This window comes from Caballeronia sp. EK, assembly GCF_014384845.1.
In the GTDB taxonomy this organism is placed as follows: Bacteria; Pseudomonadota; Gammaproteobacteria; order Burkholderiales; family Burkholderiaceae; genus Caballeronia; species Caballeronia jiangsuensis.
Window position 1 is genome coordinate 419,105 of the sequence record NZ_JACSUE010000006.1, and the last position, 25,594, is coordinate 444,698.

Below are 25,594 nucleotides of genomic sequence, written 5' to 3' on the forward strand. Positions count from 1 at the left end.
GGGCCTTCCTCAGTTTGCAATGACGTTGTTGGCTGCGAGCGCGCTTTCGCGCAACGCCGCTTCGCGTGCCTTGTGTTCGGGCGAGAAACGCACCGCGAGCGCGCACAGCGCCGTGCCCGCGACGACCACGCCGAGCATCGAGAGCGTCGCCTGGGCGTTGCCGAGCCCTTTCATCAGAAAGCCCGCCGCGACCGCGCCGACGTTGCCGCCCGCGCCGATCACGCCGGCCACGCCGCCGAGCGCGCGGCGATCGATGAACGGCACGAGCGCGTAAGTCGCGCCGCACGCCATGTGCGTGAAGAGGCCGAAGACGAGCATCGAAACGATCGCGAGCACGACGCTCGGCGCATGGGCGAATGCATAGAGACCGAGGCCTTCGCCCGCGATCAGTGCGAACAGCAGCGTCGCGCGGATATCGAGGCCCTTCTTCGCGGCGGCTTTATCGGAGAGCCAGCCGCCGAGCGCGCGTGCGAAGAGCGCGAGCAGGCCGAAGCTGCCCGCCGCCATGCCCGCCTGACCGAGCGTAAGATCGAAATGATCGACGTAGTAGATCGCTGCCATGTTGTGGATGAACACTTCGACGCCAAAGCACGCGCCATAGGTCACGAACAACATCCACACGCGATAGTTCGAGCATGCGGTGACGAAGCTCTGCCAGCCGCCCTTCTTGCCGCCGTCGATGGCGATGCCCGCGCGACGCAGCGTCGCGAAATCGCCTTGCGGGCAGTCCTGCGTATAGCGCCAGTAGAAGAAGGCCATCACCGGCATCGCGATGCCCGGCACGATCAGCGCGACACGCCATGCCGATGCTTCGCCCGTGCCGAGCGCGATCGCGGCCGCGACGAACAGCGGAATGATCGCCTGCGCCGCGCCCGCGCCTGCATTGCCCCAGCCTGCCGTCGTCGCGTTCGCGGTGCCGACGACGTTCGGCGCGAACATCACCGACGTGTGGTACTGCGTGATGACGAAGCTCGCGCCGATTGCGCCGATCGCAAGACGGCACCACAGGAAGCTGTCGTAGCCCGTGGAAAACGCCGCGCCGAGCACGGGCACCGAACCCGCGAGCAGCAGCGCGCTATACACCTTGCGCGGCCCGAAACGATCGCACATCGGACCGACGACGAGGCGCACCAGAATCGTCACGGCCACGGCCGCGATATTGATATTGGCGACCTGATCGGCCGTGAGACCATATTCGCGCTTGATGAGCGGCATCAACGGCGCGCATGCGAACCAGGCGAAGAAGCACACGAAGAACGCCATCCATGTGAGATGGAAGGCGCGCATCGGCGCGCTGCGCATGCTGAAGAGATCGATCCGGGTGGCTTTGTCCATCGTCTTTCCGCAAAAAAAGAAAGGCGTCCCGCGCATTCGACCGGGAAGCCGATGCAGGGGACGCCGTTGTCCGAAGCCCGCACGTATTCACCTGCCGGGCGCTGTATTCAGGACGGATCGCCGTTGATCCGATGGCGAAACATAAGGCAAGGGCTATGCCATGCGCGCGGCATCGGCCTGAAAGCCTTGCTGCGTATGGCTTTGCAGGACTCATGCACTGCCAGGGCGCACGCGCTGCGCGACGTGTTTCGATGCAGACGGGCACAGTGATGGTGCGACGCAGCACCGGTGACGTGCGAAGTCGTGCACGAATCTTTGTACCAACCGGTTCGTTCGAACGAGGCACGCTCGCGCCGAAGCGCTGCCGCGTCTGGCGAAACGCGCACGAGCATAGTGCGGCGCACGCGGACCGGTGCCTGTTTCACGCAATGGCCCGCTTATTGCATTGAGAAAGGCACTGCGGGCAACGGCGTTCGCGGCATCTCGAATCGGAAGAGCAAGGACAAAGGCGTCCCTTCGTGCAGCGACACGAGCGGACGCTGTCGGCGTTTGCCGCGCCGATGCGCCTCATATACGCACGTTCGCCGAACAGGTAAACAACGATGAGCACCATCAAAGGCAAAGTCACTCTGTTAAGCGCGGGTCCCGGCGATCTCGACCTGCTGACACTGCGCGCCGCGAAAGCGCTCGCCGCCGCCGACATCCTGCTGGTCGACGATCTGGCCAACGCCGATATCGTCACGCTTGCGCCGCATGCGCGCGTGATTCGCGTCGGCAAGCGCGGCGGCTGCAAGTCCACGCCGCAAGCGTTCATTCAGCGCCTCATGCAGCGTTATGCGAAGAAGGGTCTGCATGTGGTGCGCGTGAAGGGCGGCGATGCCCTGCTCTTCGGCCGCGCCGGCGAAGAGATCGCCGCATTGCGTGAAGCGCATATTCCGGTCGATATCGTCAATGGTGTGTCATCGGGTTTCGCGGCGGCGGCGGGACTCGGCATCTCGCTCACGCATCGCGATCATTGCCAGGGCGTGACCTTCATCACCGCGCACATGCAGGATCACAGTCAGCCCGACTGGGCCGCGCTCGCTGCCACCGGCACCACGCTCGCGATCTATATGGGCATGAGCCGCATCGCGAGTCTCACGGCATCGTTGCTCGACGTGCTGAGCGCGAGCACGCCCGCCGCTGTCGTGCAGAACGCGGGATCGTCGCAAGAGAAGCGGCTCGTCACGACGCTCGACCGTCTCGCCGACGAAGCCACGGCCGCCGGTCTCGGCAGTCCGGCGGTGATTCTCATCGGCGGCGCGATTGGAGAAGCGGCTGAATTCACGGCGCAGGCTGCAAGCGCCAAAGGTTTCGCCCATGCCGCGTGAAGCAGGTTCTCAAACGGCAAGCGGCGCGCTAAAGTCGTATCAGCCGCTGTTGCCGTTCTTCGCATGACCTCTTCCGCTGCCCGCATGCTTCGCGTTCTTCTCGTCACCGACACCGACAAGCCCATCGGCGATTTGCGCGAGCAACTCGCACGCATGGGCTATGACATGCTCGCCGAAGTCGCCGCGCCGTCGGCGTTGCACCGGGCCGTCGAGAGCCAGAAGCCCGATGTCGTGATCATCGATACCGAATCGCCCTCGCGCGATACGCTCGAACAGCTCGCCGTAATGAACAAGGCCGCGCCGCGTCCCGTGCTGATGTTCAGCAACGACGCGGATCAGCAATTCATTCGCGCGGCGGTCGGCGCGGGCGTCACCGCGTATTCTGTCGAAGGGCTCGCGCCCGAGCGGCTCGCACCGATCATCGAAGTCGCGCTCGCGCGTTTCGCGCATGAAGCGCAGTTGCGCCAGCGTCTCGCGAAAGTCGAGGACGAACTGGAGCAGCGCAAGGTCATCGACCGCGCGAAGCGTCTCCTGATGGACAAGCGCGGCATGTCCGAAAACGATGCCTACGCGGCACTCCGCAAGCGCGCGATGGATCAGGGCGTGAAGGTCGCGGAGATCGCGCGTCAACTGATTGCGCTGTCCGATCTGTTCTAGCGCCACGGAACCTATGAACTCCCCCGACACGACTTCTCCCGCGCCCGAGCGCACGCATCTGCGGCTCGGCTTCGTCGCCCTCTCCGATGCCGCACCGCTCGCCGTTGCGGCATTGCGCGAACTCGGCGCACGCCACGGCATCACGATCGAGCTGTGCCGCCAGCCGTCGTGGGCCGCCGTGCGCGACAAGCTGCTTTCCGGCGAAATCGACGCCGCGCACGCGCTCTATGGGCTCGTGTATGGCGTGCAACTGGGCATCGGCGGGCCGCAGGCGGACATGGCGGTGCTGATGGTCCTCAATCGCAACGGTCAGGCGATCACGCTGTCGCGCCCGCTCGCCGAGGCGATTGGCGGCGGCGCGAGCGTGAAGGAAGCGCTGGCATCGCTCGGGCGGCCGCCTGTCATCGCGCAGACGTTTCCGACGGGCACGCACGCGATGTGGCTCTACTACTGGCTCGCGGCGCACGGCGTGCATCCTTTGCGCGATGTTCAGAGCGTCGTGATTCCGCCGCCGCGCATGGCCGATGCGCTCGTCGAGGGCGCGCTCGACGGCTTCTGCGCGGGCGAGCCGTGGCATGCGGTGGCCGAGGCCGGCGGCGCGGGCAAAACGATCGCGTACACGAGCGAGATCTGGCCGGATCATCCGGAGAAGGTGCTCGCGTGCCGGCGCGATTTTGCGGCGCTTTATCCGGCGACGGCGCGCGCGCTCGTGCGCACGATGCTCGACGCGTGCGCGTGGCTCGATGCGGGCGACCATCGTTCGGAGATCGCGGAGGCGCTGGCGTCGCCGGAATTGCTCGGCGTGCCGCGCGCGCTGATCGAGCCGCGCCTTGCCGCAGCGAACGGCGGCGATGCGCGCGCGCTGCCGGTGCGCTTCTTCGATGGCGGCGCGGTGAACTATCCGCGCGTGTCGGATGGCGTGTGGTTCATCACGCAGTATCGGCGGTGGGGCATGCTCGACGCCGATATCGACGATGGGGGCATCGCGGCGAGCGTCAATCAGACCGCGCTTTATCGCGACGCGGCGCGGGGGGCGGGTATTGCGCTGCCTGACGAGCGGCGCTCGGCCACCTTTTGCGATGGTCGCGTATGGGATGGCCGCGATGCGGCGGGGTATCTTGCGGGGTTCGAAATGCGCGCTTAGGGGGTGGTCGCGATTTTTTTTCGCCGGATCCCGTGTTCGCGTCGGTCTATTAGCACTGCCCCTGTGCGGGGCGGCAGTCACTTTCTTTGCTGCTGCAAAGAAAGTAACCAAAGAAACAGCTATCCCCAGCCTAAGCACTTCACACCGGCCGCGGCACAGGCGATTGGCTGAATGGCCCGGCAGTAGCGAGTGCCCCCACAAGCAGATAAGGGCTTGGACCGCGCACGGTCTGACGCTCCAAATGTTTTGCCTCACTGGTTCAGCACCAAAGAGCTCCGGCCCGCTTCGCGGCCGATGGGTCAATCGGGTGCGCGCGCGCTTCTTCGAAGGTTCCCCTCGCATACCCAACGGCAGCGCGTAGCGCTGTGCCGAAGCTCTTTGGTGCTGAACCAGCACGCTGAAACCTCTCGGGCGGCAGACCGTGCGCGAGCCAAGCCGATTGGGCCTGTGAGGGCGACACTTAGGCGAGGGCCACCGCGGGCTGGCAAGCATGGCCAACGTGCGTGTGACCGCGGGCCTGAACGAGCTGCTTTCTTTGGTTACTTTCTTTGCAGCAGCAAAGAAAGTGACCCCCGCCCCGGGGAGGGGCAGTGCTAATAGACCGACACGCCAACGGGATCCGGCGAAAAAGCCATCCTTCAACCTCATCCCGCCAAACCAGCGTTCCTTATCGAACGCCCCCAAAGCACCTACCATGGAATCTCCAGCGCGCACCGGAGACGCCCCATGGAACTGCTCGCCATCGCCATCGACAAGCCCGAGGACACCAACTTCATCCTCGGCCAGTCGCATTTCATCAAAACGGTCGAGGATCTGCACGAGGCGCTCGTCGGCGCGGTGCCGGGCATCCGCTTCGGGCTCGCGTTCTGCGAGGCCTCGGGCAAGCGGCTCGTGCGCACGTCGGGTACGGACGACAGTCTCGTCGAGATGGCCGCGCGCAATGCGCAGAACATCGGCGCGGGGCACAGCTTCATCATCGTGCTCGGCGATGGCTTCTTTCCCGTGAACGTGCTCAATACCGTCAAGACCGTGCCGGAGGTCTGCCGCATTTTCTGCGCGACCGCCAATCCGACGCAGGTGCTCGTCGCGCAGACGGATCAGGGACGCGGGATCGTCGGCGTGGTGGATGGCCTGCCGCCGCTCGGCGTCGAAACCGACGAGGACGTGAAGTGGCGCCACGACCTCTTGCGCAAGATCGGCTACAAGGCCTGAAACGCGCCCGAAGCCCGCGCCGCGCCTTGACTTGACAGCGCAAATCGCGAGAATGAGGCGCGCCGCCGCGCGCCTCGCCCGCGCTTTTTTCCGGCCGGGGCGCGACATCATGGAAAATACGGGGATACGGTATAAACGCCGTTAGCGCTTTTCATGCTTTTCCGCGCTTTCGCGAACGACGCGGCCCGATCGCCGCGCGCACCGGCAGCATCCCGGCATCACCCCCGCCTACACGGCACCGAACACCGGCCACCCGCGCCGCCCGAGGATAGGGTCGTCCTCGCGCGGCCAACAGGAGCATCACATGACCGACATGAATCCAGGCTTTTTCGGCAGGATAGGCATTGCCTTCGGCGTCTTCTTCGGCGTTCTGGGCAACGCAGCATTCGCGGGCCGCGTGCAGCGCCTGCGCGAAGCACCCGAAGCGCCCGATTTCACGGCAGAAGCGCCCAAGCCCGCCGCCGCGCCCGTTCAACCCGCGCCGTCCGCGCTGAAAGAATCCAGTCCCGTCGCCGCGCTGCAACTGCTCGGCCTTCTGCAACGCGATGCGCGTTTCATCGATTTCGTCGAAGAGGACATCGCCAATTACAGCGACGGCGATATCGGCGCGGCCGCACGCCTCGTGCACGACGGTTGCCGCGCGGTGCTGCGCGAACACTTCACGATCAAGCCCGTGCGCACCGAAGCCGAAGGCAGCCGCGTCACGCTGCAGGAAGGTTTCGATGCGGCCGCCGTGCGTCTGACCGGCAATGTCGTCGGCAAGCCGCCCTTCAACGGCCAGGTGAGCCATCGCGGCTGGAAGGTCGAAGACACGCGCCTGCCGAAGCTCGCGCCGTCCCATGATGCAAGCATCGTCGCGCCGGCGGAGGTGGAACTGTGAGCGATATCGACAGCAACGAAAATAAGGCGCGCTATTCGATCGGCATCGATCTCGGCACGACGCATTGCGCACTCTCCTACGTCGATATGAGCGCGAGCGACGGCGAAAAGACCGCGCAGGGCGTGCTTTCGATCCCGCAGCTGACCGCGCCCGGCGCCGCCGAAGAGCGCGATCTGCTGCCCTCTTTCCTCTATCTGCCGCACGAGAACGAGCTCGCGCCCGGCGATCTCACGCTGCCGTGGACGCAGGAGCGCAAGTTCATCGTCGGCGAGCTGGCGAGAAGCCGTGGCGCGGGCACGCCGATCCGCCTCGTCTCCAGCGCGAAAAGCTGGCTGTGCCATCCGGGCGTCGATAGGCGCGCGGCGATCCTGCCGTCCGATGCGCCCGAGGAAGTCGAGCGCGTGTCGCCGCTGGAAAGCTCGGTGCGCTATCTGACGCACTTGCGCGAGGCGTGGAATCACGCGCATCCCGAGGCGCCGTTCGATCAGCAGGACGTCACCGTGACGATTCCCGCGTCCTTCGATCCCGCCGCCCGCGAACTCACCGCCGAAGCCGCCAGTGCTGCCGGCTATTCGCGCATGACGCTGCTCGAAGAGCCGCAGGCCGCGCTCTATAGCTGGATTCAGAAGTCTGCCGGCGGCTGGCGCAAGCAGGTCAAGGTGGGCGATGTGATTCTCGTCGTCGATGTCGGCGGCGGCACGACCGACCTGTCGCTGATCGCGGTCGTCGAGCGCGAAGGCAATCTCGAACTGCATCGCGTCGCGGTCGGCGAACACATCCTGCTCGGCGGCGACAACATGGACCTCGCGCTCGCGCACACGGTCGCGCGCAAGCTCGCGTCGCAAGGCACGCAGCCCGATCCGTGGCAGTTGCGCGCCCTCACCTACGCGTGCCGCGCGGCGAAGGAAACGCTGCTCTCCGATCCGACCGTCGAAGCCGTGCCGCTCGTCGTGCCGAGCCGCGGCTCGAAGCTGATCGGCGGGTCGCTGCGCACCGAGCTCACGCGCGCCGAACTCACGCAGATCCTGCTCGAAGGCTTTTTTCCGCAAGTCGATGCATCGGCGCGGCCCGTGTCGCGCGCGCGCGTCGGTCTCACGCAACTGGGTCTGCCCTACGCGCAGGACGCCGCCGTCACGCGCCATCTCGCCGCGTTCCTCGGCCGGCAGGTCAACGCACTCGCCGAAGTCGAAGGCTTGCAGCATGAAACGCCGCAAGGCGCGACGCTGCTGCATCCGACCGTCGTGCTCTTCAACGGCGGCGTGTTCAAGTCGCCGCTGCTCGTCGAGCGCGTGATGTCGACGCTGAATTCATGGCTCGCCGCCGAAAACGCGCCCGCCGCGCGTCTGCTCGAAGGCGCGGACCTCGATCTCGCGGTCGCGCGCGGCGCGGCCTATTACGGCTACGTGCGGCATGGGCGTGGCGTGCGCATCCGTGGCGGCACGGCGCGCGCGTACTACGTCGCGGTCGAATCGGCGATGCCGGCCGTGCCCGGACTGGAGCCGCCCGTGCAGGCGCTGTGCGTCGCGCCGTTCGGCATGGAAGAAGGCACCGACGCCGAGTTGCCCGCGCAGGAATTCGGGCTCGTCGTCGGGGAGCCGGTGCATTTCCGCTTCTTCGGCTCGTCGGTGCGCAGGCAGGATCAGGTCGGCACGCTGCTCGAATACTGGCAGCCGGACGAGTTGCAGGAACTCGAAGAGATCGAGGCATCCCTGCCGCCGGAAGGCCGCACGCCGGGCGAGGTCGTGCCCGTCAAGCTGCATGCGCGCGTGACCGAGGCGGGCACGCTCGAACTCGAAGCGATTCCGCGCGGTTCGTCCGAGCGCTGGAAAGTCGAGTTCGACGTGCGTGGCGGCGTCAGCGCGGATCAGGGCATGGGACTGTAAGTGTCCGCGCGCAAGAAAAAGGTCTCGGGCGCGCGGTATAGCGTCGGCATCGATCTGGGAACGAGCAATACGGTGGTCGCGTATGCGCCGGCCGGATCGAACGATATCCGCGTGTTCGAGATCGAGCAGTTGGTCGGCGCGGGCGAAGTCGCCGCGCGGCCGCTCTTGCCTTCGCTGCGCTATCACTTCGCGCCCGGCGAACTCAAATCCGCCGATCTGCAACTGCCGTGGGGCGAGATGGAAGCGCCCGCCGTCATCGGCGCTTTCGCGAGAAAGCTCGGCGCGCAGGTGCCCGGACGGCTCGTGTCGAGCGCGAAGAGCTGGTTGTCGCATGCGGCGGTCGATCGCCTCGCGCCCATCCTCCCGTGGGGCGCGGGCGACGACGTCGAAAAAATCTCGCCGGTGATCGCCAGCGCGAGCTATCTGGCGCACGTGCACGCGGCGTGGAACGAGCGCTTTCCCGACGCGCCGCTCGAGGCGCAAGACGTGGTGCTGACCGTCCCCGCCTCGTTCGATGAAGGCGCGCGCGCCCTCACGCTCGAAGCGGCGCGCATGGCGGGACTCGAAACGCTGCGGCTGCTCGAAGAGCCGCAGGCCGCATTCTACGACTGGCTGTTTCATCATCGCGAAACGCTCGCCGGCGAACTCGCCGATACGCGGCTCGTGATGATCGTCGATGTCGGCGGCGGCACGACCGACCTCACGCTCATTCAGGTCGCCATGGAAAACGGCGAGCCCGTGCTCACGCGCATCGGCGTGGGCAACCATCTGATGCTCGGCGGCGACAACATGGACCTCGCGCTCGCGCATCTCGTCGAGCGGCGGCTCGCGGGCGGCGACACGCGTCTGTCCGCCGGGCGTCTTTCACAACTGGTCGAGCGCTGCCGCGCCGCGAAGGAGCAGCTGCTCGGCGCGAATGCGCTCGATTCCACGTCGATCACGCTGCTCGGCGCGGGCGCGAAGCTCGTCGGCGGCGCGCGTTCGGCGGATGTCACGCGCGAGGAGATCGAGCAGATCATCGTCGAAGGCTTCTTTCCGATGGTGTCCGCGAGCGATCGACCCGGTCGGTCACGCGGCGGCATCGTGGAATTCGGGCTGCCGTATGCGAGCGATCCGGCCATCACGCGGCATATCGCGGCCTTTCTCGGCCAGCACGCGGGCGAGGCGCGCAAGGCGCTCGGCGCGAGCGCCGACACGATCGCCATCCCGGACACCTTGCTGCTGAACGGCGGCGTGTTTCGCGCCGGGCCGCTCGCGCGCCGCATCGCCGATACGCTTTCCGGCTGGCGCGGCGAAGCGGTCAACGTGCTCGCGAACGGCGATCCCGATGTCGCGGTCGCGCGTGGCGCGGTCGCCTATGCGCTCGCGCGCGCGGGCCATGCGCCGAAGATCGGCGGCGGCTCGGCGCGCAGCTTCTTCCTGCTGCTCGAAGACGACGCCAACGCGATGCGCGGCGTCTGCGTCCTGCCGCGCGGCACGGAAGAAGGCCAGCCGATCCATCTCGCGGACCGGACCTTCGCGCTCACGCTCGGCGCGCCGGTGCGCTTTCACCTGGCGTCGTCGGTGGCTGAGACGGCTTACGAGGCGGGAGCACTCGCGGACCTCGCGGCCGCATCGGGCGATTTCGTGCGCCTGCCGCCGGTCGCGACGGTCATCGATCCGCGCGCCGCGGACCACGGCCGGGCGCGCGAGACGCCGGTCCAGTTGACGACATCGCTCACGGAGGTCGGCACGCTGGAGATGCACTGCACGGCCGTCGACGATCCCGCGAAACGCTGGCTCCTCGAATTCCAGTTGCGCCGCGAAGCGCCCCAAAGCGACGACGCCGCGAGCGAATCGCATCCCGCGCTGCCCAAAGCCATCGAACTGATCGACCGCACCTTCGGCGCGAAGTCGCACGACATCGGCCCGAAGGAAGTCAAACGCCTGCGCGCGCAGCTCGAACAGACGCTCGGCGCGCGCGACACGTGGGACATCGCGCTCTTGCGCGAGCTCTTCGGCGCGTTGTTCGAGCGCGCGAAGAAGCGCCGCCGCAGCGCCGATCACGAGCGTCTGTGGCTCAATCTCACGGGCTACTGCATGCGGCCGGGCTTCGGGCATCCGCTCGACGAATGGCGCGTCGAGCAGTTGTGGACGCTCTTCGATCAGGGCATCCAGTACAGCAACGAAAGCCAGATCTGGTCCGAATGGTGGACGCTCTGGCGCCGCGCCGCCGGCGGACTTTCCGAAGCGGCGCAGTTGCGGCTGCTCGACGACATGGCCTTCGTGCTTCAGCCGCCGGGGACCAGCCGCTATCGCCGTGCGGCTGGCGCGGCGCGCGCGGGTTATGAAGACATGGTGCGGCTCGCGGCGTCGCTGGAGCGCGTGCCGGTCGAGCGCAAGGTCGAGGCCGGCGAGTGGCTGCTCACGCGCCTGAAAAAGCCTTCGGAGAACGTGCAGAGCTGGTGGGCGCTGGGCCGCATCGGTGCGCGTGCGCCCTTCTACGGCAGTGCGCACGGCGTCGTGCCGCCGGACGTCGCCGTCGTCTGGCTCGATGCGATCCTCGCGCTCGACTGGAAGAAGATCGATCCCGCCGCGTTCGCCGCCGTGCAGATCGCGCGCATGACCGGCGACCGCTCGCGCGACCTGCCCGACGAGGCGCGCGCGGCCGTCGTGCAACGCCTCGAAGCGATGGGCGCGGCGCAGGCGTGGATCGCGATGGTCCGCGAGACCGTCGAACTCGATCGCGCGGACGAGGGCCGCGTCTTCGGCGAAACGTTGCCTGCGGGGCTGAAGTTGATCCGCTGAGCATCGGAACCGCCGCGCATCGGCGTCGAAATAGTTCGTCCTCAGAAGTTTTTTCGCCGATGTGTTGCGCAAGAAGCCCGCCTGCTCTTGAATACCGGCTGACCGCATCCTATGGTTATCAATGTGTCGATATGGACACGTACTGAAGGAGGTCAGCATGCCATCCCCACGCAAGGCTCAAGCGAGCCAACCCGCCGAAACGGAAATGTCGAGCCGTAAAAAATCGGCCGGCAGCAAGGCATCGCCTGCGAAGGCAGCAGGCGCGAAGGAAATGCAGGTCACGAAGCGCACCACCAAGGCCAAGCCGAAAAGCTGAGCGGCCATTTGAAGTTCCGCCCTCGTCATCGTGCGGGGGGCATTTGATGTGGCTGTCCTTCGAATCGGCGAGCGCAAATCAGACGCTCGCCGGTCGGCTCCCGAAGCCGACCCCTGCCGATCTCCTTCCTCCCTCCGCCTTGCTTCCCATCGCCCTCATAAAGGCGCAATAATTTCCGGATATAACGGCTGATTGCTAAAAAAAGGCGTATTTGTATGACCGCATTGGCCTAAAGTAGATATCCCGATTCCGTAAGCGAGCACGAAGATGGCCGTACCGCAGCGCGCCGCCGGCGTGCGCAATCCAGGAATTCTTCTCGCGGCAGCCCGTGAAGCCGGCGCGAGCCTGGTGCGCAATCTGTCGATACCGGCGCCGTTTTCCGATCCCGCGCTGGAGGCGCAGTTTCTCGAAGACCACAGCCAGCGCTTCTGCGCGTTCCGGCGGGCATCGACGCTGCTCGCGCTCGCCATCTGGACGTGCTTTCTCTGGTGGGACTTCAGCTTCGCGCGCGGCAATCAGGCGCTCGCCTCGCGCCTGCCCGATATCCTCGCGCTGCGCTTCGCGGGCATCGCGTTGCTGTTCTTCGTCGGCGTTCTGGTGCTGCGGCCGGCGTTCCGCTCGCACGCGAGCTCGCAGCGCATCATTCTCACGGGCATTTACGGGCTCCTGTGCCTGATCCTCGCGATGGTGGCGATCACGCCCGCGCCCTACAACTACACGCAGCACTTCATCGGCCTGTGTCTCGCGCTGTTCTTCCAGTTCAGCTTTTTCTATCTGCGCTCGCGCGTCGCGCTGACAGCCGGGATCATCACACTGGCGTCGATCGTCGTCCTGCAGATCACCATTCATCTGCTCAACCCCGAGGATTTCTTCGCCGGGCTGTTCTATATGTTCAACGTCGTGGTCGTGGGGCACGGCGTCTGCACGCACGCGGAACGCGTGTCGCGCGAGCGCTATAGCTCGGAGCGCGCGCTCGCGTCGCTCAATGACGAATTGCGCACCGCCAATGTCTCGCTCGGCCGCAAGAACCGCGAGCTCGAGGTGTCGAAGAAGGATCAGGAGAACAAGACGAACGCGCTGCTCGCGCTGCGCGAGCAGCAGATGATCGCCGCGCAGACGGCGAGCCGCGAGAAGTCCAACTTCCTCGCCGCCGCGACGCACGACCTGCGCCAGCCGATGCACGCGCTCAACCTGTTTCTGCAGGCTGCGGCCGAAGCCATCCGCAACGGCGAATTCGATCAGGCCGAGCGGCTCATCAACGAATGCGGGCGTTCGTCCGTGATCCTCGCGCGGCTGCTGAACGCGGTGCTCGACCTGTCGCGGCTGGAATCGGGCCGCGTCGTGCCGCGCTATCACGTGTTCGATGTGCGGCAGATCGTCGAGGAAGCCGCCGAGCAGTTGCGTCCGTTCGCGATGAGCCGGGGCGTCGAATTGCGCTTGCGGCTGCCGAAGGAAGATGTGGTTTGCGTGCGCAGCGACGCGCACTGGCTCGGGCGGGCGGTTGCGAATCTCGTGTCGAACGGCATCAAGTATGCGGACCAGAACAAATCGTCGAAGCCGACGGTGATCGTCGGCGTGGTGCGCTCCGCGACGCGCGCGCGCATCGACGTGCTGGACAACGGCATCGGCATTCCGGCCGATTACTTCGACGCGATCTTCCAGCCGTTCTTTCAGGTCGACAATCCCGAGCAGGATCGCGACAAGGGGCTGGGGCTCGGGCTGTCGATCGTGAATGCGGTGATGTCGATGCTCGACCAGCATCGCATCGAACTGAAGTCCACCGAAGGGCGCGGCTCGCGCTTCTCGCTCGAAATGCCGCTGTGCGGGCCGTCGCCCGACAAGCCATCGGCGCGCGCGCCGGCGCGCTCCGAAGCGGCCGATATGGCGCAGCTCAAGGGGCGCTATGTGTTGCTCGTGGAAGACGACGGCCTCGTGCGGGCCTCCACCGAGGCGCTGCTTTCGCAATGGGGCGTGCTTTATGACTCCGCTGCGAGCTTCGAGGAGTTTCAGTCGATCTTGGGCGATATCGAGCGCTTTCCCGATCTCATCATCACGGATTTCCGGCTGCGCGATGCCAAGACCGCTCGCGAAGTGGCGATGCTCGGGGCGGCGCGGTTGGGGCGGCCTTGTCCGTGTCTTGTCGTTACGGGGGAGCCGGCGGCGAGTATTGTGCCGCTTGCCTGTGAGCAGGATGTGCTCTCTAAGCCGGTTAGTCCGGCGGAGCTGCGGCGTGGGATGCTTGCTTTGATTGCTGGGGAATGTGTTGTGGCTGTGTGATTGGGATCGTGGTTTTTTTTCGCCGGATCCCGTTTTCGTGTCGGCCTATTAGCACTGCCCCTGTGCGGGGCGGCAGTCACTTTCTTTGCTGCTGCAAAGAAAGTAACCAAAGAAACAGCTCGTTTAGGCCCGCGGTCACACGCAGTTTGGCCATGCTTGCCAGCCGTCGATGGCACTCGCCTAAGTGTCGCCCTCGAAGGACCAACTGGGCTTGGCTCGCGCACGGTCTGACACATCGCGCCGCTTGACTCACTGGTTCAGCACGAAATAGCTCCGGCCCGCTTCGCGGCCGACGGGTCAATCGGGTGTGCGCGTGCTTCTTCTTCGACGGTTTCCCTTGCATACCCAACGGCAGCGCGTAGCGCTGTGCCGAAGCTATTTCGTGCTGAACCAGCGCGCTAAAACATTTGGGGCGGCAGACCGTGCGCGAGCCAAGCCCGGTTGGGCCCGTGGGGGCGACACTTAGGCGAGTGCCATCGGCAGCTGGCAAGCATGGCCAACGTGCGTGTGACTGCGGGCGGTGAGAAGCTGCTTTCTTTGCCTACTTTCTTTGCAGCAGCAAAGAAAGTAGGTGCCGCCCCGCACAGGGGCAACGCTAATAGACCAACACGAATACGGGATCCGGCGAAAAGAAAAAACCTACCCCACCAACCTCGCCCCCAACCACCCCCGCAGCGCCTCAACCTCCTCCATACAAACCGAATGCGGCATCGGATACGCATGCCATTCCACGCTACACCCCTGCGCCCGAGCAAATTCACAAGCCTGCTCGCCGAGGCTCACATTAAGCACATCATCGAAACTCCCATGCGCGGCGAAGATCGAAATCGAGCGATTCGCGTCGCTGAACGATTCATCGATGAGCCCTTCCGACGGAATATAGCCCGACAAGACGATCAGCCCCGCGAGCTTCTCGGGATGCGTCAAGCCCGCGTGATAGGTCATCGCGCCCCCTTGCGAAAAGCCCGCGATGAAGATGCGCTCGCTCGGAATGCCCCGCGCGTTCTGCTCTGCGACGAGCCCCCGCACGCGCTCCACCGATTTCACGATGCCCGCCTCATCCACGCGCCGGTTGATGCCCTCGAACGACAGGATGTCGTACCACGCACGCATCACGTAACCGTTGTTGGCCGTAACGGCAATCTCCGGCGCGTTCGGAAACACGAAGCGGATGGCGGGTGCATCGGCGAGACGCAATTCGGGCACGAGCGGCACGAAGTCGTTGGCATCGGCGCCCAGGCCATGCATCAGGATGACGGCGAATTCGGGATTCGGCGCGGTTTCGATCTCGATGGTCGAAGGTTGATCGGTCATTGCCCTTCACTCCTCTCGTCAGATGATGGGAACGAGTATCTGCACGATGCCGACGACCGACACCAGCCACACCAGCGAGCGCACGAACGGCACGCCCGACACGTAGAGCGGAACATAAACCAGGCGCGCGACGAAATACGCGAGCGCACCGTAATGGGTGAGCGCATTCTCGCGCCCCGTCACGTGCACGATCAGCACCGCGATGGCGAAAATCGGCAACGTCTCGAAAAGATTCGATTGCGCACGCATCAGCCGGCCCGACAGCCTGCCGGGCGGCGGCGTCGCGGCATCGCGCGGGCCGGCCTGGTATCTGAGGCCGACTTCGCGATTGCGCACCACAGTCGGGAGCAACACTTGCACCAGCGCGAGCACGAGCGTCCAGGCCAGCATCGTCAGTTCGAAACTCATGGCGTCTCCATGGAAAGATATAGCCACTTCGGGTCGCGCTCATGATGCCATCACGATCCGCGAGCGTGTAGTCTTGAGTGCGATCCGCCCGGAGCCTTTCATTCATGCATGCGATGACCCTTCGTCTGTCACCCGGCGATGACCTGCGCGCCGCGCTCGATCACGCATTCCGCACGCACGGGCTTTCGGCGGCCTTCGTGCTGCAGGGAATCGGCAGCCTGAGCGTCGCCCGGCTATGTCACGCGGGCCGCGATGAAGCGTCCGAACTGCGCGGCGACCTCGAAATCCTCACGCTCGCCGGTACGTTGTCCGCGCAAGGTCCGCACCTGCACATGAGCGTATCCGACGCCGACGGCCGCGTGTCCGGCGGCCACGTGACGCCAGGCTGCATCGTGCGGACGACGGCGGAAATCGTCGTCGCGAACCTGCCGGGCGAACGCTACACGCGCGAGCACGACGCTGCGACAGGCTTCGCGGAGCTCGTCATCCGGGCAACGTGAGCGCAGCCACCGGCTTCGCGCCGTCGAGCGCGAGTTCGTGGCGCGCAATCATCTCGAACGCTTCGCCCGTTTCCGAGTAATCCCAGCGCTCGACCGTGGTCTGCCGCGCGCCGCCGTCGCACGCTTGCGCGTCGTGGCGAATCACGTTCACCGAATTGTCGATCGTGCCGCGCGTGCGCCGCGACAGCGCCGTGCCCGCCTGCACCGCCCACACGCGCCGCGACAGACCCGCGAAAGTATCGTGCAGCGGCAGCACGTAAGGCAGATGGATATGTCCGCCAAGAATCAGGTCCGCGCCCGCGCGCGCCCAGCGCTGCACCGCGCGCTCGCGTCCGTGCAGCAGGTTCTTTTCGTCCTGCGCGCGCGTGACGGCCACCGGCTGATGCGTGACCACGACGCGCAACTGCGCCGCGCTCGCCGCCTCCAGGCGCGCGGCGACGCGTCTGACCTGCCGCATCGACACTTCGCCGTTCTTGTGACGGTAAGCGCGCGTCGTGTTCACGCCCAGCACGAGCAGCTCGGGCGATTCGAAGCCCGGTTCGAGGTCGGCGCCGAATACACGCTGATGATTCGCGTACGGATAACAGAGCCGCGCGAGCGGATTGAAAAGTGGAATGTCGTGATTGCCGGGGACGACGAGCGCCGGCGTCGCGCCGAGCGCATCGACGAACGCGCGCGCCGCGGCGAACTGCTGCCTGCGCGCGCGCTGCGTGATATCGCCCGAGAGCACGACCAGATCGGGCGACAGCGCATCGGCGAGACGCAGCAGCGCCGCGACGACCTGCGGCCGCTCGGTGCCGAAATGCGTATCGGAAATCTGCAACAGCAAGGTCATGAGCGATTCGCTTCGGCCACCGCCGGTTCGGGCTTGAGCAGAAAGAGCGGCTTGTCGGACACGTGAAATTCCAGCGGCATGCGCAGTTTCGTGATCTCGCCATCCGTCGCGATCTTGATCGGTCTGCGCCGCTTCGAAGGATGCGTCACCGTGATCCGGTCGAACGTGAAGCTCACGACATGATCCGAATCCGACAGACGCCCCGCCGCGCCATGCAGCGACAGCCACAGATGCATGAGGCGCCCCACCGGCCGCGGCGCAATCGCGACGAGCAAGCCCTGTTCCAGCGCGCGCGCTTCGTCCGGCATGCCGATCTGCTCCATCTGCAGCCGGTTGTTGCCGACGAAGAGCGTCGATGAGCGAATCTCCGTGGTGCTGCCTTCGTGATCGATATGCAAACGCAGATGCCGATGCGGCTTGAGCATCGTGAAAAGCGCCGACCACAGCGCGACCAGCCGGCTGCGGCCGAATTGCCGCTTGTAGATTTCGCGATCTTCGAGCAGCCGCGGATAGAGGCCGAGACTCGCGTTGACGAGAAACATGCGCCCGTTGACGAAGCCGACCGGCACCGGATAGGCGCGCGCATCGAGCAGGAGCTGCGTGGATTGGTCGAGGTCGGCGGGAATGCCGTGGTCGCGGCTGAAGTAGTTGAACGTGCCGCGCGGCAGCACCGCGAACGGGCAACCGGCGTCGTACGCCGCATGCGCGACCGTGCAGAGCGTGCCGTCGCCGCCCGCGCCGACGAGCACGCCCTCCTGCGCGCACGCCGCCGCCGCGGTTTCGCGCGCGATGCTCGCAAGCCGGCGCGGATCGTCGACGACGCGCAATTCGAAGCGCCGGCCCGCCGCGCCGAGTTCGCGCTCCAGCACGGTGCGCGTCGCGTCGGCCTGACGGCGGCCCGAGCCCGCGTTCATCACGATGAAAAACGGCGCGTCGGCGGCGAGCGTCTTCTCTCTTTCGGCAGATGCGGCTGTCGGGGTCATCGGCGGCGCTCCTTCGTTATCCGCGCGAGAAGCGCACGGCGAGCCTGACTCCGCACTCGCGCGCGGAGCCTGCCGATTATAACGAAATGCTTACAGCCGGACCGCGCACGCTTACGTGTGCTCGCCGCGAATGTAGTACTCGAGTTGCTGAATGGTGAACTGCTGCTCGGAGATGATGTTCTTCACCAGATCGCCGATGGAGATCATGCCGACGAGCTTGCCGTTGTCGATCACCGGCAGATGGCGCATGCGCTTGTCGGTCATGAGCGCCATGCAGTCGTCGGTGGTCTGGTCGGGGCGCACGTAGCGCACGTGCGACGTCATGATGTCGCGCACGGGCGTCTGCTTCGACGCGCGGTCCATCAGGACGACTTTGCGCGCATAGTCGCGCTCGGTCATGATGCCGACGATTTCATCGCCCTCCGTGACGATCACCGCGCCGATATGCTTGTCGGCCATCATCTTGATCGCATCGAAGACCGACGCCGTTGCGGCAATCGTATAGACCGTCTGTTCGGGTTTCGAATTCAGAACCTGTGCGACTGTTGCCATCGAGCGCCTCCGTTATGAGCGGGGAACGTTGTTGCGCCTGGGCGACGGGTTTGTCATGCGCCTGTGTGGAGCGTAAAGCCTCGCGCGCCATTGCCTTCATAGGCATTAACCCGACCATTCAAAAAGTATAGCCGCGATTCGCGCCTCGTCGGACGCGCCATTCATTCTGCGCGCGTTCTGTTTCAGCTTCAGTTTCGTCGTCGGATGCCGCTAACAGGCACATACACGACGGCAACGCGGCGCGATGCACCGCTTAGAGGGAGAACGAGGTGAGCAGTTCACAACAGGATATCGAGCAGCGCGTGCGGCTCGCGGGCAGCAACATGTTCGAATTGCTTCTGTTCAGGCTCGGCGAGGCGCCGGGCTCGGAACAGCGGGAGCTTTACGGCATCAACGTATTCAAGGTGCGCGAGATTCTCGCGATGCCGACGATCACGGCCGTGGCCGGATCGAGCGAGGAGATTCTCGGCGTCGCGGATATTCGCGGACAGATCATTCCCGTAATCGATCTCGCGCGCATCACCGGCTGCCGGCCGAAGAACGGGCCGAAAATCCTGCTCGTCACCGAATTCGCGCGCACGACGCAAGGTTTCGCGGTCGAGGAAGTCGACGATATCGTGCGGCTCGAATGGAATCAGGTGTTGTCCGCGGAATCGCACTCGGGCGGCAAGACCGTGACGAGCTTCGCGCGGCTCGACGGCAACGTCGATGGCTCGCGGCTCGCGCAGGTGCTCGATGTCGAGCGCATCGTGCGTGACGTGCTGCCGTCACAGGAAACCGATATCACCGAGGCGAACACCGGGCGGCTCATTCTCAAGCCGGGCGCGCGCGTGCTCGCAGCGGACGATTCGGGTGTCGCGCGGGCGCTCATCGAGCAAAGCCTCACCGCGATGGGCGTGCCCTTCGTCATGACCAAGACCGGCCAGGAAGCGTGGGACGTGCTGGAATCCGCGCTCAGGAAAGCGCAGAAGGAAGGCACCGAGGTCGCCGATCACATCGCGCTCGTGCTTACCGATCTGGAAATGCCGGAGATGGACGGTTTCACGCTCACGCGCCGCATCAAGGCGGAAACGGGGCTGATGCACATTCCGGTGGTGATTCACTCGTCGCTGTCGGGATCGGCGAACGAGCAGCATGTGCGCAAGGTCGGCGCGAATGCATATGTGTCGAAGTTCGAGGCGTCGGAACTGGCCAACGTGATGCGCGGCGCGCTCGCGCACGCGGCCTGAAAAACGATCGGCGCCCGCTGAGCACAAACCTTTTGAGTCTGTGTCAGCGGCCGCCGAAGCAGTCCTTCAGCCGATACGCCCGGCGGATGAGCCGGGCCAGCCGATTCGATTAGTGACCGAAGAAGACCGATTGCGGGTTGTTGCTCGATTGCGCCGAACGGTTGCCCGATTGAGCGAGCGTGTCACGCGAGCCGCCGAAAGCGGTCGTGTTCGTGCCGTTGGCGTTTTCTTCAGCGGCGATCGCTTGTGCGCTCGGGCCTTGTTGCGACGTCGGCGCGCCAACTGCCGGACGGTAGAACGGAGCCGGGCCGTAGCCGCTTGCGAAAGCGGGTGCGGCGAGCGTTGCGGTAGCGGCGATCAGAAGGGTAGCGATGAGATTGCGTTTCATGGTGAGCTCCAAAGACGGTTGACGTTCAATCAGAAAGCGCCGCAGCGGTCTTGCGAGAAACTGTCTGCTACGTCGATGAAGCGCAGTGTATACCCCTACTATCGCTTTTTTATCTCCATAAATTTCAATTCAGTTTTCGCTGTGCGCCAACAATCGCTGGCTGCACGAGCGTGCGGATTTCCCGTGGAAGACCGTCTGGCAAGGGATTGGGCGTGCTGAAGCGCAACTCGACGTTGCGCGTCTTTTGGCAGGGACGGAACAATTATTTGGAAAACGACCGTTCGATACGCGCTCGATCAGTGAACGAGTCGTCCGATCAGTCGAACGAGCGCGGCGGGCGGATTGCCCTTTTGACAGTAACCATCGAATCCGGAGTGCACGCCTTCGGTGCGCACGGTTTCCTCGCCCAGCGCCGTAAACGCGATGATCACCGCGTCGCGCGTGCGGGCGATCCGGCGCAGCACGCGAGCGGTCGCGTAGCCGTCGTGCTCCGGCATCGTGATATCGAGGATGACGATGTGCGGCACCCAGCCGTCGACCGCATGCAGCGCATCGACGCCGGATAGCGCGAAACGGGTGTCGAATCCGTCCGATTCGAGCGCGGCCGAAAGCGCTTCGGCGCTGTAGGCGTTGTCGTCGACGACGAGGATGCGCCACGGGTCGCGGTCGACATCGACGCTACGGTCCGTCCAGAGGGAGCAATGAGGGGAATGCAGGGAGACGGGCATGGGCACTTACCTAAAGCACATACCGGCATTGCAGCATTTCTCGCGCCCGCGCTCCGCGAAACTCAGGCGTCGGCGTCCTTCTTGCCCTTGCGACGCTTTCCCGATGTCCCTTCGTCCTCGCGCAGCCGCGCGTTCGCTTCGACGAGCGATGCCGCGTCGCACTGGCGCAACGCGAGATCGACTTCGCCGAGGGCGCCGAAAAGCGCCGCCTGCTCCGCCTCATCCAGCGGCGTTGCGCCGGGCCCCGTTACGCGCCGCGCTTCCTTGTCGAGCCGCTTCATGAGCTTCGCGCCGAAGCGGGTATCGATCACGCCTTCGCGCGCGAGCCCCGCGATCAACGACGCGAGACGGACGAGGCCGCCCGCCGTGGTTTGCGTCGTCGTCCCGTCCAGATCGTCACGGTCTTCCACTGCCTTCTCCCCAGGTTGGCACGCGACGCCGCGCGGGCGGCCGACTCGATGCGTGGCGCCGCGCGTGCGCCCGTCTTGCGTGGCGCGATGATACGCCGACAATATGACACTCATATTTGCACATACCGGCGCGCCGGTGGCGATCGTTTCACTCTCGTTCGCGCGTTACGATTGCGATTCGGGGCGCGACCGATGGCACACTAGCGCGTGGCGGCGCGCGTGCCCGCAGCGTCGAGGCCCGCATCCTCGGCGGACGCGCCGACATCCCCAGAATGCAACCGAATGCCCGCATGAATCCCGCTACCCTGCAAAGACCGCCCTACGGTTCCGACTTTTCCGGCCTCGTCTGCGGCTTCCGATTTCATGTCGATCGCCCCGGCGAGCCGATCGATGCCGAAGCCGCGAGCGAATGGCTCGCCCGCGACGACACGACCCGCGAATTCGTCTGGCTGCACTTCGATCTCGCGAACAGTGCCTGCGAGCGCTGGATGCGCGGACGTCTCGGCCTGCCCGACGCATTCTTCGAGACGCTCAACGAAGGCTCGCACTCGACGCGCATCGAACATCAGGAAGGCGCGCTCTTCGCCGTCATCAACGATGTGATGTTCAACTTCGAGCTGACGCCCTCCGAGATCGCGACGCTCTGGGTCTATACGCATCAGAAACTGCTCGTCACGGCGCGCCTCAAGCCCCTGCGTTCGGTCGATTCGCTGCGCGAGTCGGTCAGGCGCGGCGAAATCTTCCGCTCGCCCGCCGAACTGCTCGCCCACATGCTGCGCGATCAGGCGGATCTGCTCGTGCATATCGTGCGGCGCACGAGCGTCGAGGTCGACGGCATCGAGGATCGCTTTCTTTCGATGCGCGGCGCCGCGACCCGCACCGATCTCGGCGGCCTGCGCCGCGTGCTCGTGAGGCTGCAGCGTCTGCTCGCTCCCGAACCCGGCTCCGTGTTCCGTCTGCTCGCGCGGCCGCCGCGCTGGCTTCATTCGCAGGACATTCAGGATCTGCGCGACGCGACCGAAGAGTTCTCGCTCGTGCTCAACGATCTGGCCGGACTCGTCGAAAGGATCAAGCTTTTGCAGGAAGAAGTCGCGACGCGCATGGGCGAACAAAGCAACCGCACGCTTTTCACGCTGACGCTCGTCACCGTGCTCGCGCTGCCGATCAACATCGTCGCGGGGTTCTTTGGCATGAACGTGGGCGGCATTCCGCTCGCGGAAAATCATCACGGTTTCTGGCTGCTGGTCGTGATCGTCGCGACCTTCACCGTGCTCGCCGGATGGTGGGCCTTCCGCCGCCGCCGCGACATGTAGCGAAGCCGGCCGGGCACGTTCGATGCGAAGCGTCCGATGAGGCTCATGCCTCGCGAAACGTCGGAGGACATGATGGACAAGAACCGCATCGAAGGCACGGCTCGCCAGATGAAAGGCATCGTCCGCGAAGCCGTCGGCAAGGCCACAGGAAATCGCGGGACGCAAATGCGCGGCACCGCCGAAAAAATGGCGGGAAAGATGCAGGCGAAGCTCGGCGCGGCGGCGGATGCCGTGCGCCGCATCAAGAAATAACCGCTGCGCTGCCTGTTGAAAGTATCAAAAGCCCAGGTCGCTCAGGCTCGGATGATCGTCGGGCCGGCGGCCTAGCGGCCAGTGATATTTGCGATCCGCTTCCTTGATCGGCAGATCGTTGATCGACGCGTGACGATGCGTCATCAGACCCGCCTCGTTGAATTCCCAGTTCTCGTTGCCGAAACTGCGATACCAGTTATTCGCATCGTCATGCCATTCGTAGGCGAAGCGCACCGCGATGCGATTCTCCTTGTAAGCCCAAAGCTCCTTGATCAGCCGATAGTCGAGTTCTCGCGCCCACTTGCGCCGCAGGAACGCGACCACTTCCTCGCGCCCATTCGCGAATTCCGCGCGATTGCGCCAGCGCGTATCCACGCTATAAGCAAGCGACACGCGCTCGGGCTCGCGCGTATTCCACGCATCTTCGGCGAGACGGACCTTGAGCTTGGCGGATTCTTCATCGAACGGCGGAAATGGCGGCTTGGATTCCATGGCGAGTCCTCTTTTATCAAGCGATGAGATGGGTAGACAGATCTGTCTACTCGACGCACTCTAGCGCAGGTAGACGAACCTGTCTACAATCGATTGCATGAATACTTCTGCTGTCTCCATCGATGTTTCCGAACTCGCGCCCGATGCGCGCATCCTGCATATCGCGCACGATCTCTTCTATCGCGACGGCATTCGCGCGACGGGCGTCGATCGCGTGATCGCCGAATCGGGCGTCGCGAAAAAAACGTTTTATCGCTACTTTCCGAGCAAGGACGATCTGATCGTCGCGTTCCTGGATTTTCGCCACGATAACTGGATGACATGGTTCCGCGATGCGCTCGCGCGGCACGGCGGCACGCTCAGCGCGCTCGTGCCTGCGCTCGCCGAATGGTTCGGCAGCGAAGCTTATCGCGGTTGTGCGTTCATCAATTCGGTCGTCGAAGTCGGGGCGACATTGCCGCAGGCGGTCGATATCTCGCGGCGTCACAAGCGTGACATGACCGCGGCGATCCGCACGCTGATGCCGGGTTCGCGCACGGCGAAAGCGGATGCGCAAGCGCTCGCACTGGCGGTGGACGGCGCGATCGTTGCCGCGCAATTCGCCGAATCGCCCGCGGATGCATTGAAGGCGCTTGCGCGCGTGGTGCGGGCGATCGCGGCGGCGCAACGAAGCACCCAATAACCGGCGCGCTATTTGATCGATGCGCTTTCGATCGATGTGACAGCCCGCTTCGATGAACCCGGCGATATCGCCTGTTCAACGACGTTCGCGAGCCGCGCGAAGTGAGGCGCGATCTGATCGTTCGGCACGCACGCGTAACCGAGCATCAAGCCCTTTCTCGCGGCGAGCCGGTTCAGGTAATAGTTGTCGAGCGGACGCGTCACCACACCGGCGGATAGCGCGCTGGCGGCAATCATTCGGTCATCCGCCGAATCGGGCAAGTCGAGCACGAAGTGCAGGCCGGCTTCATCGCCCCGCACGGAGAGCGTTTCGCCGAAGCGCTCGCGGATCGCGTTGATCAGCAACTCGCGCCGCTCGCCGTACAGGCCGCGCATACGGCGCACGTGTGACGTCAGATGGCCGTCGAGTATGAACTCGGTGAGCACGGCCTGCTGCATCAGCTGACCCTCGCGATAGAGTTCGGCCACGCCGGTGCGAAAGGAATCGACAAGGTTGTCCGGCACGACCATATAGCCCATGCGCAAGCCGGGATAAAGCATCTTGCCGAGACTGCCGACATAGATGACCTGCCCCGCGTCGTCGAGCCCCTGCAGCGATGACAGCGGGCGGCTGCCATAGCGGAACTCGCTGTCGTAATCGTCCTCGATGATCCACACCTTGTGCTGACGCGCGAACTCCAGCAGCGCGCGGCGTCGCGCGAGACTCATCACCATGCCGAGCGGATATTGATGCGACGGCGTCACGAGCGCGATGCGCGGCGGTTCGGCCATGTCGCGCGCGGCGGGATTGAGCCCTTCCTCGTCGACGGGAATCGGCACGAGCGTCAGGCCCGATGACTGCAGCACGCTGCGCACGCCCCAGTAGCACGGTTCCTCGACCCACGCGCGATCGCCGAAATCGGTGAGCAGGCGCACGGCGAGATCGATGGACTGATGAATGCCCGTCGTGATGATGATCTGGTCCGGCTGACACTTCACCGAGCGCGCGACGCGCAAGTAATCCGACAGCGCGCGCCGCAGCGGCCGATAGCCGCCGCCCGGCGCATACGTGAGCAGTTCGGGACTCGCGCGCTTCCACAAACGCGCCTGCAAGCGGCTCCATGTGCGCGCCGGAAATTCCGCGACGTCGGGCACGCCGGGCATGAACGCGCCCCACTGCTTCGGCGACACGCCTGCCTGCGCGATCAGATGCTCGCCGCGACGCGAGATCGTGCACGGCGCCTTCGCCTCCTCCGCCTGTCTCGCCTTGCCCGCGACGCCATCGCGCGGCGCGGTGTCGGCGACATAGGTGCCGCTGCCGGTCGTCGACGTGACATAGCCTTCGGCCGTGAGCTGATCGTAGACATGCAGCACGGTATTGCGCGCGATGCCGAGATCGATCGCGAGCGTGCGCGAACTCGGCAGCTTCGTGCCGGGCGCGAGCTGGCCCGTCAGGATGGCCTGCTGCATGAGTTCGAGCACTTGCCGGTACATCGGCTCGGCGGCGGACCGGTCGAGCCGCGCGCTTAGCCAGTCGGCCAGGATGATGGTATCCATGAAGTCGTCACCGCCTGGAACCACTTTCCCGACACGCTCAAGTGGCTCTATTTTGAATATTGAAATGGCTCCCCATTGTAGAACCGTAACGGGCTATAGTTATCGCAAGTAG

The 25,594-nt window shown here is 65.1% G+C and carries 25 protein-coding genes; 13 read left to right on the forward strand and 12 right to left on the reverse strand.

Annotation, left to right across the window (positions count from 1 at the left end; translation table 11 throughout):
• Positions 1-9 precede the first annotated feature (9 nt).
• Positions 10-1,335: an MFS transporter gene (locus IAG25_RS20430; protein ID WP_187606462.1), complete on the reverse strand. Its 1,326-nt coding sequence runs from the start codon at positions 1,333-1,335 to the stop codon at positions 10-12.
• A gap of 602 nt (positions 1,336-1,937) precedes the next feature.
• On the opposite strand from IAG25_RS20430, the gene cobA reads away from it, so the two are divergent.
• From cobA to IAG25_RS20465, 7 genes are all read left to right on the forward strand, one after another.
• Complete coding sequence (gene cobA / locus IAG25_RS20435) at positions 1,938-2,705, forward strand: uroporphyrinogen-III C-methyltransferase (RefSeq protein ID WP_187606463.1); 768 nt, start codon at positions 1,938-1,940, stop codon at positions 2,703-2,705.
• A gap of 84 nt (positions 2,706-2,789) precedes the next feature.
• Entirely contained in the window at positions 2,790-3,362 is a 573-nt protein-coding gene (locus IAG25_RS20440) for an ANTAR domain-containing response regulator (protein WP_035509819.1), read from the forward strand.
• Positions 3,363-3,375: 13 nt separating this feature from the next.
• Entirely contained in the window at positions 3,376-4,506 is a 1,131-nt protein-coding gene (locus tag IAG25_RS20445; RefSeq protein WP_187606464.1) for a CmpA/NrtA family ABC transporter substrate-binding protein, read from the forward strand.
• A gap of 726 nt (positions 4,507-5,232) precedes the next feature.
• Positions 5,233-5,718: an adenosine-specific kinase gene (locus IAG25_RS20450; protein WP_187606465.1), complete on the forward strand. Its 486-nt coding sequence runs from the start codon at positions 5,233-5,235 to the stop codon at positions 5,716-5,718.
• A 304-nt stretch (positions 5,719-6,022) separates the two neighbouring features.
• Positions 6,023-6,598, forward strand: a complete 576-nt coding sequence (locus IAG25_RS20455) for a DUF2760 domain-containing protein (RefSeq protein WP_187606466.1) — start codon at positions 6,023-6,025, stop codon at positions 6,596-6,598.
• Entirely contained in the window at positions 6,595-8,481 is a 1,887-nt protein-coding gene (locus tag IAG25_RS20460) for an Hsp70 family protein (RefSeq protein WP_187606467.1), read from the forward strand. The genes IAG25_RS20455 and IAG25_RS20460 overlap by 4 nt, the downstream gene beginning before the upstream one ends.
• On the forward strand, positions 8,482-11,268 hold the full coding sequence (locus IAG25_RS20465; RefSeq protein ID WP_187606468.1) for an Hsp70 family protein: 2,787 nt from the start codon (positions 8,482-8,484) through the stop codon (positions 11,266-11,268).
• A 177-nt stretch (positions 11,269-11,445) separates the two neighbouring features.
• Here the strand turns inward: IAG25_RS20465 and IAG25_RS20470 are convergent, their stop codons facing one another.
• The gene (locus IAG25_RS20470) at positions 11,446-11,592 is read right to left on the reverse strand and encodes a hypothetical protein (RefSeq protein ID WP_187606469.1); all 147 of its coding nucleotides are present in this window, start codon (positions 11,590-11,592) and stop codon (positions 11,446-11,448) included.
• 259 nt (positions 11,593-11,851) lie between these two features.
• Between IAG25_RS20470 and IAG25_RS20475 the strand changes: the two genes are divergently transcribed.
• Positions 11,852-13,861: a hybrid sensor histidine kinase/response regulator gene (locus IAG25_RS20475; RefSeq protein ID WP_187606470.1), complete on the forward strand. Its 2,010-nt coding sequence runs from the start codon at positions 11,852-11,854 to the stop codon at positions 13,859-13,861.
• A 639-nt stretch (positions 13,862-14,500) separates the two neighbouring features.
• Here IAG25_RS20475 and IAG25_RS20480 read toward each other — a convergent pair.
• Both IAG25_RS20480 and IAG25_RS20485 read right to left on the reverse strand, forming a co-directional pair.
• Positions 14,501-15,175 carry an alpha/beta hydrolase gene (locus IAG25_RS20480; protein ID WP_187606471.1) on the reverse strand — a complete coding sequence of 225 codons (675 nt, stop codon included), beginning with the start codon at positions 15,173-15,175 and terminating at the stop codon, positions 14,501-14,503.
• 18 nt (positions 15,176-15,193) lie between these two features.
• The gene (locus IAG25_RS20485) at positions 15,194-15,583 is read right to left on the reverse strand and encodes an MAPEG family protein (protein ID WP_187606472.1); all 390 of its coding nucleotides are present in this window, start codon (positions 15,581-15,583) and stop codon (positions 15,194-15,196) included.
• Positions 15,584-15,687: 104 nt separating this feature from the next.
• Here IAG25_RS20485 and IAG25_RS20490 point away from each other — a divergent pair, with 104 nt between their 5' ends.
• Positions 15,688-16,083, forward strand: coding sequence for a PPC domain-containing DNA-binding protein (locus IAG25_RS20490; RefSeq protein ID WP_187606473.1), 396 nt, complete (start codon positions 15,688-15,690; stop codon positions 16,081-16,083).
• Here the strand turns inward: IAG25_RS20490 and IAG25_RS20495 are convergent.
• The 3 genes from IAG25_RS20495 to IAG25_RS20505 all read right to left on the reverse strand — a co-directional run bounded on the left by IAG25_RS20495 (position 16,067) and on the right by IAG25_RS20505 (position 18,453).
• Positions 16,067-16,918, reverse strand: a complete 852-nt coding sequence (locus IAG25_RS20495) for a metallophosphoesterase family protein (RefSeq protein WP_187606474.1) — start codon at positions 16,916-16,918, stop codon at positions 16,067-16,069. The two genes, IAG25_RS20490 and IAG25_RS20495, sit on opposite strands and share 17 nt — an antisense overlap.
• Positions 16,915-17,901 carry a diacylglycerol/lipid kinase family protein gene (locus IAG25_RS20500; RefSeq protein WP_187606475.1) on the reverse strand — a complete coding sequence of 329 codons (987 nt, stop codon included), beginning with the start codon at positions 17,899-17,901 and terminating at the stop codon, positions 16,915-16,917. Before IAG25_RS20500 ends, IAG25_RS20495 begins: the two co-directional genes overlap by 4 nt.
• 111 nt (positions 17,902-18,012) lie before the next feature.
• A complete protein-coding gene (locus IAG25_RS20505; protein ID WP_035501590.1) occupies positions 18,013-18,453 on the reverse strand; it encodes a CBS domain-containing protein in 441 nt (146 codons plus the stop codon).
• Between the two features lie 269 nt (positions 18,454-18,722).
• Between IAG25_RS20505 and IAG25_RS20510 the strand changes: the two genes are divergently transcribed.
• Positions 18,723-19,682 carry a chemotaxis protein gene (locus IAG25_RS20510; RefSeq protein WP_187606476.1) on the forward strand — a complete coding sequence of 320 codons (960 nt, stop codon included), beginning with the start codon at positions 18,723-18,725 and terminating at the stop codon, positions 19,680-19,682.
• A 109-nt stretch (positions 19,683-19,791) separates the two neighbouring features.
• On the opposite strand, the gene IAG25_RS20515 is transcribed toward IAG25_RS20510, so the two are convergent.
• The 3 genes from IAG25_RS20515 to IAG25_RS20525 form a co-directional block, all read right to left on the reverse strand.
• Positions 19,792-20,070 carry a hypothetical protein gene (locus IAG25_RS20515; RefSeq protein WP_187606477.1) on the reverse strand — a complete coding sequence of 93 codons (279 nt, stop codon included), beginning with the start codon at positions 20,068-20,070 and terminating at the stop codon, positions 19,792-19,794.
• 296 nt (positions 20,071-20,366) lie between these two features.
• Complete coding sequence (locus IAG25_RS20520) at positions 20,367-20,798, reverse strand: response regulator (protein ID WP_187606478.1); 432 nt, start codon at positions 20,796-20,798, stop codon at positions 20,367-20,369.
• A 62-nt stretch (positions 20,799-20,860) separates the two neighbouring features.
• Positions 20,861-21,208, reverse strand: coding sequence for a hypothetical protein (locus IAG25_RS20525; protein WP_187606479.1), 348 nt, complete (start codon positions 21,206-21,208; stop codon positions 20,861-20,863).
• Positions 21,209-21,498: 290 nt separating this feature from the next.
• On the opposite strand from IAG25_RS20525, the gene IAG25_RS20530 reads away from it, so the two are divergent.
• On the forward strand, positions 21,499-22,521 hold the full coding sequence (locus tag IAG25_RS20530) for a transporter (RefSeq protein WP_187606480.1): 1,023 nt from the start codon (positions 21,499-21,501) through the stop codon (positions 22,519-22,521).
• Between the two features lie 45 nt (positions 22,522-22,566).
• The gene (locus tag IAG25_RS20535) at positions 22,567-22,773 is read left to right on the forward strand and encodes a CsbD family protein (RefSeq protein ID WP_375336531.1); all 207 of its coding nucleotides are present in this window, start codon (positions 22,567-22,569) and stop codon (positions 22,771-22,773) included.
• 24 nt (positions 22,774-22,797) lie between these two features.
• On the opposite strand, the gene IAG25_RS20540 is transcribed toward IAG25_RS20535, so the two are convergent.
• Positions 22,798-23,265 carry a nuclear transport factor 2 family protein gene (locus IAG25_RS20540; RefSeq protein WP_061174437.1) on the reverse strand — a complete coding sequence of 156 codons (468 nt, stop codon included), beginning with the start codon at positions 23,263-23,265 and terminating at the stop codon, positions 22,798-22,800.
• A gap of 97 nt (positions 23,266-23,362) precedes the next feature.
• Between IAG25_RS20540 and IAG25_RS20545 the strand changes: the two genes are divergently transcribed.
• Positions 23,363-23,947, forward strand: a complete 585-nt coding sequence (locus IAG25_RS20545) for a TetR/AcrR family transcriptional regulator (protein WP_187606481.1) — start codon at positions 23,363-23,365, stop codon at positions 23,945-23,947.
• A gap of 8 nt (positions 23,948-23,955) precedes the next feature.
• Here IAG25_RS20545 and pdxR read toward each other — a convergent pair whose 3' ends face one another.
• Positions 23,956-25,482 carry a MocR-like pyridoxine biosynthesis transcription factor PdxR gene (gene pdxR, locus IAG25_RS20550; protein ID WP_187606482.1) on the reverse strand — a complete coding sequence of 509 codons (1,527 nt, stop codon included), beginning with the start codon at positions 25,480-25,482 and terminating at the stop codon, positions 23,956-23,958.
• Between the last annotated feature and the right edge of the window lie 112 nt (positions 25,483-25,594).

What these genes read in the sequence shown, in the direction of transcription:
- IAG25_RS20430 (WP_187606462.1), bottom strand. Translation starts at nt 1,335, where the DNA reads ATGGACAAAGCCACCCGGATCGATCTCTTCAGCATGCGCAGCGCGCCG.
- cobA (WP_187606463.1), top strand. Translation starts at nt 1,938, where the DNA reads ATGAGCACCATCAAAGGCAAAGTCACTCTGTTAAGCGCGGGTCCCGGC.
- IAG25_RS20440 (WP_035509819.1), top strand. Translation starts at nt 2,790, where the DNA reads ATGCTTCGCGTTCTTCTCGTCACCGACACCGACAAGCCCATCGGCGAT.
- IAG25_RS20445 (WP_187606464.1), top strand. Translation starts at nt 3,376, where the DNA reads ATGAACTCCCCCGACACGACTTCTCCCGCGCCCGAGCGCACGCATCTG.
- IAG25_RS20450 (WP_187606465.1), top strand. Translation starts at nt 5,233, where the DNA reads ATGGAACTGCTCGCCATCGCCATCGACAAGCCCGAGGACACCAACTTC.
- IAG25_RS20455 (WP_187606466.1), top strand. Translation starts at nt 6,023, where the DNA reads ATGACCGACATGAATCCAGGCTTTTTCGGCAGGATAGGCATTGCCTTC.
- IAG25_RS20470 (WP_187606469.1), bottom strand. Translation starts at nt 11,592, where the DNA reads ATGGCCGCTCAGCTTTTCGGCTTGGCCTTGGTGGTGCGCTTCGTGACC.
- IAG25_RS20475 (WP_187606470.1), top strand. Translation starts at nt 11,852, where the DNA reads ATGGCCGTACCGCAGCGCGCCGCCGGCGTGCGCAATCCAGGAATTCTT.
- IAG25_RS20480 (WP_187606471.1), bottom strand. Translation starts at nt 15,175, where the DNA reads ATGACCGATCAACCTTCGACCATCGAGATCGAAACCGCGCCGAATCCC.
- IAG25_RS20485 (WP_187606472.1), bottom strand. Translation starts at nt 15,583, where the DNA reads ATGAGTTTCGAACTGACGATGCTGGCCTGGACGCTCGTGCTCGCGCTG.
- IAG25_RS20490 (WP_187606473.1), top strand. Translation starts at nt 15,688, where the DNA reads ATGCATGCGATGACCCTTCGTCTGTCACCCGGCGATGACCTGCGCGCC.
- IAG25_RS20495 (WP_187606474.1), bottom strand. Translation starts at nt 16,918, where the DNA reads ATGACCTTGCTGTTGCAGATTTCCGATACGCATTTCGGCACCGAGCGG.
- IAG25_RS20500 (WP_187606475.1), bottom strand. Translation starts at nt 17,901, where the DNA reads ATGACCCCGACAGCCGCATCTGCCGAAAGAGAGAAGACGCTCGCCGCC.
- IAG25_RS20505 (WP_035501590.1), bottom strand. Translation starts at nt 18,453, where the DNA reads ATGGCAACAGTCGCACAGGTTCTGAATTCGAAACCCGAACAGACGGTC.
- IAG25_RS20515 (WP_187606477.1), bottom strand. Translation starts at nt 20,070, where the DNA reads ATGAAACGCAATCTCATCGCTACCCTTCTGATCGCCGCTACCGCAACG.
- IAG25_RS20520 (WP_187606478.1), bottom strand. Translation starts at nt 20,798, where the DNA reads ATGCCCGTCTCCCTGCATTCCCCTCATTGCTCCCTCTGGACGGACCGT.
- IAG25_RS20530 (WP_187606480.1), top strand. Translation starts at nt 21,499, where the DNA reads ATGAATCCCGCTACCCTGCAAAGACCGCCCTACGGTTCCGACTTTTCC.
- IAG25_RS20535 (WP_375336531.1), top strand. Translation starts at nt 22,567, where the DNA reads ATGCCTCGCGAAACGTCGGAGGACATGATGGACAAGAACCGCATCGAA.
- IAG25_RS20540 (WP_061174437.1), bottom strand. Translation starts at nt 23,265, where the DNA reads ATGGAATCCAAGCCGCCATTTCCGCCGTTCGATGAAGAATCCGCCAAG.
- IAG25_RS20545 (WP_187606481.1), top strand. Translation starts at nt 23,363, where the DNA reads ATGAATACTTCTGCTGTCTCCATCGATGTTTCCGAACTCGCGCCCGAT.
- pdxR (WP_187606482.1), bottom strand. Translation starts at nt 25,482, where the DNA reads ATGGATACCATCATCCTGGCCGACTGGCTAAGCGCGCGGCTCGACCGG.